The organism is Arthrobacter sp. B10-11 (assembly GCF_033142195.1).
Taxonomy (GTDB): domain Bacteria; phylum Actinomycetota; class Actinomycetes; order Actinomycetales; family Micrococcaceae; genus Arthrobacter; species Arthrobacter oryzae_C.
Genome location: NZ_JAWMTH010000003.1, coordinates 398,448 through 413,485, shown reverse-complemented (window position 1 = coordinate 413,485; position 15,038 = coordinate 398,448). Strand labels below are relative to the sequence as shown.

General features: G+C 64.7%; 12 protein-coding genes. 5 read left to right on the top strand and 7 right to left on the bottom strand.

The window, feature by feature from the left end; all coding sequences use genetic code 11:
- Positions 1-38: 38 nt before the first annotated feature.
- The gene (locus tag RW112_RS11820; RefSeq protein ID WP_317781927.1) at positions 39-824 is read right to left on the bottom strand and encodes an IclR family transcriptional regulator; all 786 of its coding nucleotides are present in this window, start codon (positions 822-824) and stop codon (positions 39-41) included.
- A 150-nt stretch (positions 825-974) separates the two neighbouring features.
- Between RW112_RS11820 and RW112_RS11815 the strand changes: the two genes are divergently transcribed.
- From RW112_RS11815 to RW112_RS11795, 5 genes are all read left to right on the top strand, one after another.
- Positions 975-2,717, top strand: a complete 1,743-nt coding sequence (locus tag RW112_RS11815; RefSeq protein WP_317781926.1) for an FAD-dependent oxidoreductase — start codon at positions 975-977, stop codon at positions 2,715-2,717.
- Between the two features lie 20 nt (positions 2,718-2,737).
- Complete coding sequence (locus tag RW112_RS11810; RefSeq protein WP_317781925.1) at positions 2,738-3,505, top strand: IclR family transcriptional regulator; 768 nt, start codon at positions 2,738-2,740, stop codon at positions 3,503-3,505.
- A gap of 106 nt (positions 3,506-3,611) precedes the next feature.
- A complete protein-coding gene (locus tag RW112_RS11805; RefSeq protein ID WP_317781924.1) occupies positions 3,612-4,898 on the top strand; it encodes a cytochrome P450 in 1,287 nt (428 codons plus the stop codon).
- Complete coding sequence (locus RW112_RS11800; protein ID WP_317781923.1) at positions 4,891-6,207, top strand: NAD(P)/FAD-dependent oxidoreductase; 1,317 nt, start codon at positions 4,891-4,893, stop codon at positions 6,205-6,207. The genes RW112_RS11805 and RW112_RS11800 overlap by 8 nt, the downstream gene beginning before the upstream one ends.
- Positions 6,208-6,220: 13 nt before the next feature.
- Positions 6,221-6,544, top strand: coding sequence for a 2Fe-2S iron-sulfur cluster-binding protein (locus tag RW112_RS11795; RefSeq protein ID WP_317781922.1), 324 nt, complete (start codon positions 6,221-6,223; stop codon positions 6,542-6,544).
- 73 nt (positions 6,545-6,617) lie between these two features.
- On the opposite strand, the gene RW112_RS11790 is transcribed toward RW112_RS11795, so the two are convergent.
- The 6 genes from RW112_RS11790 to RW112_RS11765 form a co-directional block, all read right to left on the bottom strand.
- Complete coding sequence (locus RW112_RS11790) at positions 6,618-7,769, bottom strand: glycosyltransferase family 2 protein (protein WP_317781921.1); 1,152 nt, start codon at positions 7,767-7,769, stop codon at positions 6,618-6,620.
- 11 nt (positions 7,770-7,780) lie between these two features.
- A complete protein-coding gene (locus tag RW112_RS11785; RefSeq protein ID WP_317781920.1) occupies positions 7,781-9,397 on the bottom strand; it encodes a glycosyltransferase family 39 protein in 1,617 nt (538 codons plus the stop codon).
- A gap of 55 nt (positions 9,398-9,452) precedes the next feature.
- The gene (locus RW112_RS11780) at positions 9,453-10,742 is read right to left on the bottom strand and encodes a glycosyltransferase family 2 protein (RefSeq protein ID WP_317781919.1); all 1,290 of its coding nucleotides are present in this window, start codon (positions 10,740-10,742) and stop codon (positions 9,453-9,455) included.
- Positions 10,743-10,817: 75 nt separating this feature from the next.
- A complete protein-coding gene (locus tag RW112_RS11775; protein ID WP_317781918.1) occupies positions 10,818-11,558 on the bottom strand; it encodes a hypothetical protein in 741 nt (246 codons plus the stop codon).
- Positions 11,555-13,405: a galactose oxidase early set domain-containing protein gene (locus RW112_RS11770; RefSeq protein ID WP_317781917.1), complete on the bottom strand. Its 1,851-nt coding sequence runs from the start codon at positions 13,403-13,405 to the stop codon at positions 11,555-11,557. Before RW112_RS11770 ends, RW112_RS11775 begins: the two co-directional genes overlap by 4 nt.
- A gap of 982 nt (positions 13,406-14,387) precedes the next feature.
- Positions 14,388-15,032, bottom strand: a complete 645-nt coding sequence (locus tag RW112_RS11765; RefSeq protein WP_317781916.1) for an acVLRF1 family peptidyl-tRNA hydrolase — start codon at positions 15,030-15,032, stop codon at positions 14,388-14,390.
- Between the last annotated feature and the right edge of the window lie 6 nt (positions 15,033-15,038).

The window sequence follows — 15,038 nt, the reverse complement described above, 5'->3', positions numbered from 1 at the left end:
GGAACCACATGATTCCCGATGAACGGAAATAGTGGTCCTTAGTGGCTCTGGCGAAGAGTGCCCTTCAGCTCGCCCCGCCAGCCGAGGGCCCGCGATATGCCCCGGGCAGCAGCCATCAGGACAGGGACGCGGGCGGCTGCGTTCTCCTCGTTGCGCGGCACCACCACGCTGAGCGCGGCACGGACGGTGTTGTCGGGCCCGAAGACCGGTACGGCGATGCCGCTGGATTCGGGCACGATCACGCCCGGCATGGCGGCAAAACCCCGCTGCCTGATGTCGGCAAGGTGGCGGCGCAGCTGGGACGGTTCGGTGAGGGTGGTTTCGGTGAACTTGGTCAGCGGCCGGGCCAGGAAGCTGTCCTGGTAGGCGGCCGGGGCGTGCGCCAGCAGGACCAGGCCCGAGGACGTTGCGTGCAGTGGCAGCCTGCCCGCGATTTTGGTGATGTCCACGATGGTCTTGTCCGAGCCGAGCCGCTCGATGTAGAGCACCTCGTCCGAATCCAGGATGCCGAGCGTGGTGGAGTGCTGCACCACCGCCTGGACGTCCTCCATGAACGGCAGGGCAGCCTCCCTCAGGCCCAGCATTTTGGACCCCCGGGAGACGAGTTCCCACATCCGCGTGCCGATGTGGATCTCTCCGCCGGTTTCGCGTTCGAGGAGCCGTTCCTGCAACAGGTCATTCACCAGCCGGTAAGTGGTGGTGACCGGCAGCCCGGTCCTGCGCCCGAGCTCGGCGACGCTCATGGAGGTGTGCCTGTCGTCGAACGCGCTCACGATTTTTACGAAGCGGCCGATAATCGACTCGCCCGACGCGGAATTGGCCACAGTTCCTCCTCAGGATTCCCGCTCAATGGTAATCCTCCTCCCGCCTGCCGGTGCCGCCGGGTCTACTGGGGGTTTAGCCTTCCAACCGGCCGCCGCGAGGATGCAGGCAGCCGACTGAATGGAGCCAGGATAATGAGCAAGGCAACAACCATGAGCAAGAAACCGACCACGAACACTACTGTCTGTGACGTCCTCGTCATCGGCTCCGGCGTCGCCGGGATGGCCGCGGCACTGAAGGCCGCGTCACAGGGATTGACTGTGATCGTTGCGGAAAAGGAACAGTACTTTGGTGGAACCACGGCCATTTCCGCGGGCTGGGCGTGGGTCCCCGGCAACAAGCAGGGCGTGGCCCAGGGCGATACGCGCGAGGACGCCGAGACGTACCTGAGGAACCTGGCCCCCGAGACGTTCAACGAAGCGGGCGTTCGGGACTTCCTGGATACTGTGCCCGAGGCGATCTCCTTTTTTGAGGAGGAAACCGAGGTGAAGTTCACCTACCCGGAAAAGTCCCCGGATTACCAGATGGACCTGCCCGGGGCGAAGCTTTCGGGCCGTGCCATCCTGCCGCAGGATGTTGACGCACGCGTGCTGGGGGACAAGCGGCTCCTGATGCAGCCGTACATGAGCTCCTACACCGTGTTCGGCTACATGCCGCAGGTGGGCCCGGACATCAACGAGTTCTTCCACGTGAACCAGTCGGTCAAATCCTTCGTCTATGTGGCGAAGAAGCTGCTGCGCACATGGGCCGACGCCGCCCGCTACAAGCGTCCCGTCCTGCGTTCCAACGGCAATGCCCTGATGACCCGCATGGTCAAGAGCGCCGACGACCTTGGTGTGCGCTTGTGGAAGTCTTCGCCCGCCCTTTCGCTGACCCGTGACGACGCCGGAACTGTCACCGGGGCGGTGCTCGGGGGAGAGCATGCCGGCACGGTGACTGCACGGCTCGGCGTGATCCTCGCCGCCGGCGGCTTCTCGGGCAACAAGGAACTGCGGCGGCAGTACTTCCCGCACGACGGCGACGGCGACGACCACTTTACGCCGACAGTGGGCCACGGCGGGGACGCCGCCACCCTGGCGATGAGTGCCGGCGGGCACATCGATGACTCCGTGTTCAGCGTGGGCTCCTGGGCTCCGGTGACCGTGTTCAGGTACTTGAGCGGCAAGGAGCGGCTCTTCCCGCACCTGCGGGCCATCGGCCTGCCCGGCCTGATCGCCGTCGACCGTCACGGCAAGCGCTTCGGCAACGAGGCGCTGAGCTACCACGACTTCGGCGGCGCGATGATCCGGCACAACGAGGACGAGGACAAGACATTCGGCTACGTGATCGGCGATGCGAAGACGATGCACAAGTACGGCATCGGCTACGCCAAACCCTGGCCGATGCCGCGCGGCTATTTCTACCGGACCGGGTACCTGGTCAAGGGCAACACCCTGGCGGAACTGGCCGGAAAGCTCGGCATCGACGCCGAAGGCCTCGCTGCCACCGTGGCTGAATTCAACCCGGCCGCCGGCCGCGGCGAGGATCCGGCGTTCGGCCGAGGCTCCACCCTGTACAACCACTTCCGCGGTGACCTTGAGCACAAGCCGAATCCGAACCTCGCCCCGGTTGGCAAAGGCCCGTACTACGCCGCAAAGATCCAGATGGGCGACCTGGGCACCTTTGCCGGAGTGGGGGTCAACGAGCGCTCGGAAGTTGTCACCACGGAGGGAACGGCAGTCCCCGGCCTGCTTGCCGTCGGTGCGGCTGCCGTGAGCGTTTTCGGCGGCGGCTACCCGGGCTACGGTTCGCACATCGGCCCGGCCCTCGTGTTCGGATACCGGGCGGGCCGGGACATTGCCGGGCTCGCGGCCGGCCTGGGTACCGATCGCGCGGCCACCGTCGGAGCGGTCTAGGTCAGCGGCCGGAGGCGTCGATGGCAAACTCACCATCGGGTGAATCGGTCATCAGCCGCGTTGTGCGGCTCATGAGTGCGTTCGACCGGGACCTGCCCACCATGACGCTCTCCGGCCTCGCCCGCAGGGCCGGCCTGCCCCTGACCACAGCCCACCGGCTGGTGGACGATCTGGTCCTGCACGGACTGATTGAACGGTTGCCGGACGGGAACCTGCGTTCCGGAATGCGGATGTGGGAGCTGGCCGCCCGGGGGTCGCGCGCGCTGAACCTCCGCGAGCTGGCACTGCCGTTTATGCACGATGTCCAGGCGGCCGTTCATCAGCACACCACGCTTGCGGTGCTGGACCACGGGTCGGTGCTGTACGTGGAGCGGCTGTCCTCGCCGGAATCCAGCCTGGACGCGGCCCACATCGCCCAGCGGATGCCGATTCATGCTGCCTCGTCCGGACTGGTGCTGCTGGCCTTCTCTCCGCCTGCCTTCCAGGACGAGGTGCTCGTGCGCCCGTTGGCGGCTGTGACGACGGAGACTATTACCGACCCCGCGCTCATCCGGAAGCATCTGGCTGAAATCAGGCAGCGCGGCTATGTGGCACTGCCGGGCATTGGCGTCACGGAATGGACCGGCATCGCCGTGCCCGTCTTTGGTCCCGACAACGGCATCGCCGCCGCGCTCAATGCCATCGTTCCGCGGCAGGAAGCCGCCGTTCCCCAGACCGTTCCTGCGCTGCTGACTGCCGCCCACGGGATTTCACGGGCCTTGAAGGCCGCCGGGGCACCCCGACGCTAGCCTTTTACAACCGATGAACGGAAGCCCTATGGGGCGGGCGGGGGCGGGATCGGCATTGTTGCCTGAGACGTAAATCACGTCCGAAAACTCCGAAAGAAGGACAACGATGTCTTCCGCTACGACAGAGATTTCAGCAGCCCATACGTCCGGAGGCCAGCCCGTCGGGGCTCCGGAACTTCCCCCGTATTCGCACGAACTGAGCTGGCCGGAGGGCATGGCCCCGTTCAAGGTCGTCGATGACGGGACGCAGGGTGATCCCTACGCCCACTATGAATGGATGCGGGAGAACGCCCCTGTCCTCCGTGCCCATTCGCCCGTATCGGATGTGTGGTTCATCTCCCGCTACGACGATGTCCGCAAGGCAATGCGCGCCCCGAAGGTCTTCTCCTCCCAGGTGGTGGACCCGGTTCCGCTGACCTTCCTGACCCTTTTCGACGCCCCCAACCACACCCGCCTGCGCCAGGTGGTGGCGCAGGCCTTCATCCCGAAGGCCATTGCACGCTTTGAGGACCGGGTCCGCGAAAACGCCGAAAAGTACTTGGCTCCGATGCTCGCCGCCGGTGGCGGCGATTCCGTGGACGACTACGCCATCCCGCTGAGCATGTCCACCATCAGCGCCCTGCTGGACGTACCGGCCGAGGACTTCGAGAAGATGAAGTTCTGGTCCGACGAGACCTTCAGCTACTTCGGCCGGCTTGCCCGCAACGCGCAGGGCACCGGCACCGACGAACGAAGTACCTTCGAGTTCTTTGACTACCTCAAGGGCACCATGGAGCGCCTTTACAGCGAGGAAAGCGAGTCCGTCGGTGGCCACATAGCCCGGATGTGGAAGGACGGCCTGCTCAGCGAGAAGGAAGCCAAGGAACTCTGCGCCTTTGTCTTTGTCGCCGGGCACGACACCACCACCATCCTCCTGGCCAACGCATTCCGCGTCCTCAGCGAGCAGCCCGGACTGCTGGAACGGATCCGCCGAAACCCGGAGGACGCGAACCTCTTTGTCGAAGAACTCGCCCGTTACCGCGGCACGGTGCAGCGGGCCAGCCGGATCACCACGGAAGAAGTACACGTTGCCGGTGTGACGATTCCGGCAGGCGCCATCGTCCGCCTGCTGCCCGCCGCAGCGAACCGGGACAGCAGCAAATATCCCGATGGTGAGCGCTTCGACATGGATCGCAGTATCGACGGACACCTGGGCTTCGGCCACGGCGTCCACAGTTGCCTCGGCGCACCCCTGGCGCGGCTTGAGGTCCTGGTGACCGTGAAGCTCCTCGCCGAAAAGCTGGGGTCCCTGGCGCTGGAGCCGTCCAAGCCCATCGAATACGTACGCGGCAACAACCTGACCAACTCCGGTCCGGAGCACCTCCACGTGGTGCTGGAGGCGTCCAATGCGTGACAACGAACAAGAACGGGAACTGATGGCCGGGGCCACCGCGCCCGTGGTGATCGTAGGAGCCGGGCATTCCGGTGTTGCGGTGGCTGCGGGACTCCGGACGAGGGGCTGGGAGGGCGGTATCCTGCTGCTCGAAGCGGAGAAGGGGACACCCTATGAACGCCCCCCGCTGTCCAAGGAACTCCTGAAGCCCGGCGCGGATGACGAGTCCGCTGTCCTGCGCAAGGAGAAGTTCTACCAGGACAGGCGCATCGACCGTGCTGCGGGCCTCGCCGTCGAGTCGATAGACCGGCAGGGCCGGACAGTCCTGCTGGCTGACGGCAGCCGGCACGCGTACCACCGGCTTGTTATTGCCACGGGTTCCCGGGCGCGGCCCCTCACGGTGCCCGGCGCCGGACTTTCCGGGGTGCAGGCACTTCGGACCAAGGATGACGCCCTCGAGCTCAAACGCCACCTGGCCGCAGGAACCCGGGTAGCCATCATCGGTGCCGGCTACATCGGCTTGGAGGTCGCGGCCGCGGCAGCCGCGAGGGGCTGCGAGGTCACTGTGCTGGAGTTTCAGGACCGCGTGATGAGCCGCGTTACCTCAGCGCCGGTGTCGCGGCATTTCGAACAGCTCCACGAGCGGCACGGTGTCCGGTTCGTCTTTGGCGCAGCCGTGACGGGTATTGAAGGCACCCAACGCGCCGAACGGGTGGTCACCGCCGACGGCGCCGCGTTCCACGCCGACGTCGTACTGGCCGGAATCGGCGTCATTCCCAACCAGGAGCTGGCTGCGGAAGCCGGAATCGAGTGCCGGGACGGCATCCTTGTGGACGCAGACGGCCTCACCTCTGATGCAACGATTTACGCCACCGGCGACGCCACGCGGTTCACGAGCCCGATCGACGGTGCAAGCCAGCGCCTGGAATGCATCCAGAACGCGCAGGCGCAGGCAGACAGGGTTGCCGCGCACATCACCGGTCAGCAGGCAGCAGTTCCGGAAATCCCGTGGTTCTGGACCGTCCAGCACGGCGTCCGGCTGCAGACGGCCGGTGTGCGGCACCCCGACGATGAGGTCATCGTGCGCGGTGACCCCGCCAGCGGGAGTTTCGCCGTGGTCTATCTCCGGGACGGCCGCCTCGCCGCGGTTGACACGGTGGCGGGCCTGACCGATTTCCGCCCGGCCCGGAAACTGATCGCCCAGGGCGCCCGAATGGACCCGACGCTGGCGGCGGACCCCGGCATCCACCTCTCCGAAGCCGTTCTCTCCGGCGTTGAACACAGCTCGCCCGCTCCCACCCACGCTGAACTTGCAGCAGCCCGAATCTAAAGGAACCACCCACATGAGCAACAACAATCTCACCGTCGTCGACCGTGAAGGCTCCACGCACCGCCTCGAATGGGAACCGGACCAGACGCTGATGGAGGCCCTCCGTGACAACGACCTGCCCGTCCTGGCGTCTTGCGGCGGCACCGCCTCCTGCGCAACCTGCCACGTGTTCCTCGAGAAGGAGGTTTTCGACACGCTGGGCGAACGCAGCGAGGATGAACTGGAACTGCTCGTCGAGGCCGGGGGCTACCAGGAATGCGGCTCCAGGCTCTCCTGCCAACTCGACTTCAGCCCGGCGCTCAACGGAGTAACCGTCACCCTGGCTCCCGAAGACTAGCGCGCCGGTTTCGACAGTTCCCTGCGCACCGGTTGTCCAGCGTCGTCGGATGGGCGCGGTGCGGCCGGAATCATTAAATGACAGGGTCGCCCTGTGCCTGTGGCACGAAAGGCTCGCGGCGGACTCCCGTCATGGTGGCGGCGGCCGGTGCAGGCTGCGTTGGCCGATAGACGACCTTGGAGTGATAGAGGTACCTCACGGTGAACGCAGCCAGCAGCGTCAGCCCCTGGGCAACGACGCTGTTGATCATGAGCGTTTCGACGGCAACCATCAGGACCGGCAGCCGCAGCAGTGCCTCGGCGTTGTTGAACCCGAAGGAGTGCAGGAACCGGGTTGTCCGCGACCTCGCTGTGTGCAGGCTCGCGCCGAAAACCAGCCGCTCCTGCATGACGAAGTTCGAAACAATGGTCAGTTCCGCAGCGATGACGGCGGCGAAAACGTAGTGTGTCCCCGCTGTCAGCAGGAGCCCCATAATCAGGAGGTTGAGCACAGTGCCGACTGCGCCCACGCCCGCGAAAACACCGGCCCTGCCGATGCGAAGCTGCACGAGCTGAAGGAGGAACCCCATGCCTGCGCGGACGCCTGCCTTGGATGTTCCGGCCGTGCGCTTTTCGAAGATGAAGGGAACTTCCGTGACAGCCAGGCGATGCCTGCCGAGAATCTCAAGAAGGATTTTGAATCCACCGGGACGGAGCCTGTCGTAATCCACCGTCGAGCGACGCAGGGCGAAGAAACCCGTCAAGGGGTCGGAACAGTCACGCAGCTTTGAGGGGAACAGGCAGCGTGTCAGCAGTGACGCACTGCCGGAAACTATCCGCCGGTACAGGCTGGGGAGCCCCTCGGCGCTACTGCCCGGACCGCAATACCGGGAGGCCAGGGCTACGTCATGGCCCCCGCCCTCGAGCTCTGCGAGCAAGACGGGAATCAGCTCAGGCGGGTGCTGGAGATCGCCAGCCATGACAAGGCAGTATTCGGCTGAGCTTGACTGCAAGCCCGCGACGACAGCCCCGCTCAAACCGCCCTCTGGCTCTGTCCGGTGGATCATCCGGACCGGAAGGGCCGCGGTCGACGCAACGCGGCCAATGACCTCGGGGGTGTTGTCCGTGGAGTCATCGACGAAGATGATTTCGGCGTCGATATCCTTGCAGGCTCCTGCCACGCGGTTGACGAGCTGCTCGATGTTGGGTGCTTCATTGGCAGTGGGTACGATCACGGAAAGTTTCACGGCACCTGCTCCTATCGCTCGTTGGCCTGTGGCCGGACGGGGGCTTCCACCCTGCGGATACTCCACTCGCCAAACGTCCGGACAGCCGTGGAGTGTTGCAGCGCGGAGGCTGCCCGGCTCAGGCCCAGGCTGTCGATGTTGGCCGTGACGGACGGTCCGACGATGATCCAGTCAATCTCCTGCCATCCGTCGGGATGGGCTGTTTCAAATTGTTTGTCGAGGTCGGGTTTCTCCGTGGCGATCATGGTCCAGGAGTCGTTCCAGCCGCTGGAATTGAGGTCGTACCACATGGAGTAGGGCGCAAGGACAACGTCCTCGCGGGAGATGTTGTCCTGAACCCAGGAGAGCGTTTGCCGCCAGTTGGCGTTGTTTTCGGCGGTCAGGAGGTCCCTGTCCTGTTCGAACCATTGCGGCACGGACATGAGCACCAGCGAGGAGCAAAGGACCGCCACGAACGCTGCCCGCAACGGCCTTCGTAGGTTCGGCCGGGTCCTGCCGAATTTCTCCAGCCCGGACCACGCGATGTCGACGCCGGTGCCCAGCGCCAGCGCCAGGAAAGGTATGACTCCAATGATGTACATCGCAGGCAGGTAGCCCTGGCCAAGGACGATCGGGATGGCGAAGGACAGAATGGCCACCGTGATGACCCTCGATTGCTTCCTCAGCAGGCAGAGGGCGGCTGCCACAAGGCCGGCAGCAATGAGGTACTTGTCGAAGTAGAGCCAGCCCGCCAACAACTCCGCGCGGCTCGAACCGGCTTCGAAGATCCTTCCCGAACCTGAGCGTTCCAGGAACTGGTACGAGAGGGCGTCCTGGAGGGACACGTGGTTGGATCCGGAGAAGAGCTCGTTCCTCAGCAGCGCCGACAACGGATAGAAGGCGAGGATCAGCCCTCCCACCGTGAGGAATCCCACCACGGAGAACGAACGGTTGCTCCAGCGCGGACGGTATACGAGCGCCATCAACAGCGCCGGGCCGAAGATCGCAAGGGTCTCTTTCGAAAGGACCGCCACGGCGAAGCAGATCCCGGCGCACACGTGGTGCCAGAGGGCGTCGCGGGAGGACAGGGCGAGATAGAAAGCCAGCAGGAGCCAGGGAACTCCGATGTTGTCGAGGTAGATTTGCCGTCCCAGGACGAGGGAGAGCGGGGACAGGATGAAGATGACGGTTGTCAGCGCGGCGAAGGGAATACGGACTTTCAGGCGCCTGGCAACCATGTAGAGCAGGACGGCGCTGGCGACGAAGAATGCGGCGATGACGTACCTCGTTGCACCGATGGCGGTCCCGTCGCCTACGCCCAGCATCGTCGGGAGCCAGTTGAGGGCCGCGATCTGGATCCACCCCAGTGGCGGGTGGTCATACCAGTAGGTGTAAGGAGCCAGGTTTCCCGAATGAACGGCGAAGGCCTGGGCCGTGTACGTACCCTCATCGTCCTGGTAGCTGGGGGCGCCGGTTAGATTCCACAGGCTGAGGACGGCCGCCGCTGCCGTGAGGACCCACAACGTGATGCGGTCCCAGAAGGACAGCTGCGTCAGGGAAAACGGTGCATCGGGTCCCGGGCCCCGGTGCTGGGGTGAACCGCTGTTCTTGCCTTCAATGACGGACGGTTCCATCTCCGCAACTGCCATGATTTCCTCCTTCTTTGCCTGGTTGCTTCGAATCTAGGGACGGACGGGGGTGAAACTAGGGACGGACCGTGACGGCCGCTGCGGGTTCGAGGTAGGAAAGATGCGCGCCGGAGTGGTCGGTCTTTTCCCAGCCGAAGTCGCGGCGGATGAACTTGAGCAGGGCGCGCAGGGCGGAAAACGCAAGCACCAGCTGGTAGAGGGGTGTGCCGACAATGAGGCGCAGGTAGTCGTACCAGGTGATGGTGAACTTATGGTCCCGGCCGAACTCCTGGAGCATGCAGATGTCGAAAGCAATCGTCGCCAGGGTGGGGACGAGGGGAAGGAAGGCCACGAGCGTAACAACGAGCGGGAACCCGCCCCACACTGCCGCGAAGATTGCCACGGGAATGCAGACGCCGGCGAAAGCCATGAAGTGCTGTTGCATCAGGGTCCACCAGGCAATGGCACGCATCTTCCGGGTGGGTAGGTTCTTCCAGTCGCCTTTGGCGAAAACCTGCATGAAGCCCAGCGACCAGCGGGTCCGCTGGCGCACCAGGGCCTTGAGGGTGTCCGGAGTCTCCTCGCGGGTGACCAGTTCGGGGGAGTAGGCAACGATAATCTTCCGGCCGAGGGTGGATAGCCGGACCCCTAGGTCGCAGTCCTCGGCAAGGCAGTTCCCGTCCCAGCCGCGGACCTCGTTGAGGAGCTCACGCTTGATGAACACCGTGTTGCCGCCCAAGGGAATGAATCCCTGCCGGGAGTGGGCATGCAACCGGGACCTGAACCAGGTGAAGTACTCCAGGCAGTTACGCAGTGAGTACCAGGTGTCACGGTAGTTGATGAGCTGGACGGCCCCTTGGACGACGTCTGCGTTTTTCGTCGCGAAGACGCTGTCAATGTGGGCGAGCAACTCTTTAGCCGCGATCGATTCGGCATCGAACACACCCACCACGCTGTTGCGGCACATGGATAGCGCCTTGTTGAGCTGCCGTGGTTTGTTCTTGGTTTCACTGACGTCCACGCTGACCCGGACGTGGTCCGGATACTCACGGGCAAGCTTGTACGCCGTCTCAACGGTTTCCGGATCGTCATGACCCACCGAGATGACCACTTCCTTGCGGGAATGCGTCTGGGCCAGCAGCGCGGAAAGGGTTGCCCGCATGACGTCCTCCCGCTCGTTCCTGCACGGCATGATCAGCGAGAAGGAGCACGCTTCCGACTCCTGCAGGCCCGAGTAGGACGTGCGGATCTGGGTCTTGGGATCCCACCACGCATACGTATTGAGGTAGAGGGTGGACAACGCAATGGCGAACAACGCCAATGCAATCAGGACGACCAGGGCGCTGGCCAGCACGGAAACAGGCATGGGGTAGCTCCAATGAAAGGTGGCGGGCTCGGGATGGCTTGGTGGGTGAAACTCAGGCGGTCAGCAGCGCTGTGGTCAGTCGGCCGGGCCGCAGGCCATTCCGTCGTCGTTCGGGTCCAGCTTCTGGGGGTCGACGCTTACCTGCCGGACAACGATGCCATTCGGGAAGTACTCGCGGACTTCAGCGCAGTTCCAGTCGTGGGCCATCGAACCGGGATCGATGCCTGCGCTCTTCATGTCCTGGAGATGCTGGCTTTGGCTTGGCGGAACAGCGGGCAGGCACTGGCCGTCCGCGCCGTACTGGGGAAGGCAGCCGCCAAGGGAAACGTCCCCGGAGCCCAGCACCGCGGCCGGGTCCACGGCTGCCTGCTCTGTGAGGCCGGACGAACGGTCCCGGCCGTCGCGCCTGGCGCCCGCTGCCGGACCGACCTCGGCTCCTGCTGCCTCACTGAGTGGAACCTCAGCTTTGTTGCCGATCCCGGGTGCTTCATCAGCGCGGCCCGCCGCAGTGCTGTCGTTGCGTGCACTCTCCGGGAGTGCTTCAGGCCGGTCTGCCTGCCGGGCGGCGGAGTCGTGGTGTGCGGGCCCGGCTGTCCCGCCAGACACTGACCCCGGTACCGGTACCGGTAGCGGCAGCGGTTCCGCCGGGGCCGCGGTCAGATGTGCCGCAGCATCGACAGTCGCCACGGTGGAGACGGCGGACATTCCGCCCCAGGTCACGGCCGCCGCCACGGCAAGGCCCGAAGTGGCCAGCACCGTGGTCCAGCGCTTGCGGCGGCTTGGCGTGCGCCGGTCCACTTTCCTGAGATTCATCATGAGATCCACACCCACTTGGAGATGCTGGGGACGCCGTTACTATCGAGGACTGAGAGCATGTAGGGTCCCGGCGGCAGGAGGTTCGGGTTGTCCGGTATCTGCGCTGTGCGGCTGCCGCCGGTTCCCGCGATGGGAAGATCTACCAGGCGGGCGTTGGTGTCCGTCTGGTGGGTTGCGGACATCGGCGACATGAGGGAGGCGGAGGAGACGTTGCCCGTGACTCCCAGCTCGATGGTCTGGCCGTAGTTTGCCGATCCCGGAACGGCAGTGACCGTGGGGCGCGTGCCTTTGAACAGGTAGGGCGGGCTGTAGACGGAGATCCGAAGCTCGAAGGAGTTGTCCAGCGGATTCGAACCCAGGATGGCCACCTTGCCGTCGGGCAGCAGGATCGATGTCGAGTGGTAGTTGCGCCCCACCGGATCAGCCCCGATTTCCTTCCAGGAGTTGCTGACGGGGTTGTACAGGGAAGCGGTCTGCACGTTGCCGGCGCGGTTCAGTTGCGCGCCATTCGCCGCGAGCACCGTCCGGTCCGGAAGATTGACCAGGTTGACGTACGTTTTGCCGGGCCCGGGAAGATCCGGGCCGGGGACGTATGCGGGTGCTGCCTGCTTGAAGTCGATGATGTCCACGAGGTTGATGCCCGGGGCGTTCCCGTCAGTATTGCCGCCGCCCACAATCATCAGCTTCTGGTCCTGGGCGGGCCCGATGAAGACGGAACCGGCCTGGTCCCTCATGTCCTTTTGCCGCAGCCCCGGGACGTCCCACATCTGGGCCGTGGTCCAGTCGTATACCCTGGCGCCGGTGCCGGGCAGGCCGTTTCCGAACGTGTGGCCGCCCGTGTAGAACATTTTGCCGTCGTCCAGCAGGAACATGTGCGGGTAGGTGCCCCAGTAGCTCCACGTCTGCGGGACCTCGTTCTGCGGCAGCCAATCCATGGCCGAGGTGTCAAACATTTCCGTCAGGACGGTTCCCTTGGCCTGGTCGTCGATTCCGCCGGCGGACCACACATCGCCGTTACCCAGCTTGGTGAGCGACGGGTACCAGTGGGCGCCGGTCATGTCACCGATCTGGTGGAACTGGTCGTCTGCCGGATCGAAGTAGTAGCTCTTCTTGGCGCCCTTGAAGGCGGTGGGTCCGTCAGTGCTGCCCGGAAAGGCTTCCGTGCCGCCGGCCAGGAGGACCTTGCCGTCCGGAAGGGTGACGTGGCCGGCGCAGAACATGTCGTAGGGGACCGGGACGTCCTTGAAGGCGTTGGTGCTCGGTGTCCAGACCACGGCCTTGAACGATCCCGCCGTGAAGGCTGCCCCGTCGTTCCCCGAACCCGCGATCAGCAGCAGGCGCCCGTCGTGAAGCAGCGTCGAATGGATGGCGCGGATGGGGAGCTGGGTGGTCAGGACGTCCCACGAGCCCACGAGTTCCGGTCCGCCGGCAACCGGCGGCGGTGAAGGGTCGTACTTGACCATTGAGTAGTTGGTGGTCTTCAGCGAACCGTTGGCGCTGAGGGACAAACCAAACGAGATCCGGTCCACGCCTTGGGGTGTCACCGGGGTCCGGGCCTGGGCCGTGGTCCAGGCCGCACTGGCCGGCAACGTCTTCAGGTCGGTCCAGTATTGCCAGCCCGTGGCAGTGTGAGCGAAGACCGTGAGGTTGGTGCCCGGAACGGCAGATGTCTTGTAATCGACCTTGAGGTCGTATTGCGCTCCAGGTACGACGGCGGGGGCGCAGCCGGTCTGCTCCGACTGAATGAGTTTCGCGTCGCCGGAAACGTAGGAAGCAATTGTCAGATCATGCGACCGGGTGCCGACGGTTGAATTAGCGGGCACATCGGTGGAAAGCGAAGAAGTCAACTGGCGATTTCCCCAGCCTCCAACGCTAAAGCAGGTAGGCATTTGTGCACCTGCGGCCAAGTTGCCATTAACAACAAGTTGCCCCGTGTTCGGCACCGGTTCAGTGACCACATTTTGCACTAATGAATAGTCATCGGTAATTAACGTCCCATTTGCCGAGAGGGAAAGGCCGAAGGCAATTTGATCCGTACCTTCAGGAATTAGCGGAGTAGTGGCGGCGGCGAGGGTCCAGCCTGCCGCTGGCGCCTGCCGCTCGATGTCGCCCCAGTAGCTCCACCCCTGCGCAGTGTGCCGGAAGACGGTGAGCGACACCGACGCGGTGGACTTGTACCAGATGCCCATCTCGTAGGTTTGTCCCGGGGTGACCTTCGGGGCGCAGTCAACGCTTTCTGTCTGCAGCAGTTTGCGATCCCCCTGGGTGTACCCGGTGACCGTCACCCCATAGGAGCGACCGCCGTTCCGCCCCGGGGCGAATGACCACTTGCCGGGGGTGCCCCAGCCTGAGGGCTTAAAGCAGGTGGGCTGGCCGTTGCCTAGTTCCAGCGAGGGATTCTTGACCAAATTCACGGGTTCGGCGGCGGAGGCAACCCTTGGATCGCCGGCTAAATAATTTGCCGTAAACAGGAGGGCAAGGGTTGCCGCAATGATACCGGTAATTCGAGGTGGCCTTTTCATCGCGCAACCCTTGCCATAAGCGGCAAACAGCCTGCCGACGTATAAAAGGCGAGGCGATATACAGCACCGCAACGGATCTTATGTGAAACCGGCGTGGCTGATTTCATAAGAGCGTTCACTGAGCGACCCCCCGCTTTTAATCGAGACCTGTGACGAATTGATTGGGGTGAGTCTAACTTTGGGAATATTCGACAGAAACGAGTGGTGACTACTTGTTCTTTACACGCGCGTACTCTCGAGAGGCCGCGCCCACCTGATGAGTAGCCTGAGAGCCCCTGTTGCAGGAGTGGGCAACGAGTAGGAAGCCCTAAGCCGGGTCGGTCACCAGGATCCGCACAGAACAGGCGTCCGCCGCGGCCTGCTTCAACACGGCGGCGCGCGGATCCGGGACGTCCAGGAACGGCAGCCGCGTCAGCGCCGCGTAGCGTTTCAGCACGGGTGCGCCAAGGACCTGCTCGGCGAGTGTGCGGTCGCCGCCCGGCACAAGGTATTCGATCCGCTGTTCGGCGAAGATCCGCTCCGCGTGCTCCGCGACCGCTTCCACCAGGGCATCCGCCTGGTTTGCGCGCCTCCGGGCGAAGCGCTGCTGGGATGATCCGCCGGCGGCCGTTCTGGACTGAATGTGGCGGGTGCCGCTCTTGGCGGCCACGGCGGCGCCGTCACGGACCGCCGCCACGGAGTATCCGCCGCGGCGGACAAGCACCAGACCGAGCATCCGGGACTGTGCCGCCAGCGATGCCAGCCGTTCCACCGCATCGCTGCCGCGGCCCGGCCGGCCGTCCGGCGGCCACGGCGGCTGGAGCAGCGCCACGGCGCCGTCAGGCGCTGACAGCTGCAGCCCGCCGTCGAGCTCTTCCACCCCGACTGTGCCGTGGCTTGCGGCAAAGCGCGCCACCCACCCCGGCAGCCGCGCACCCGACACGAACGCCACGCGGGACTCTGGTGCGGGCATCGTGGG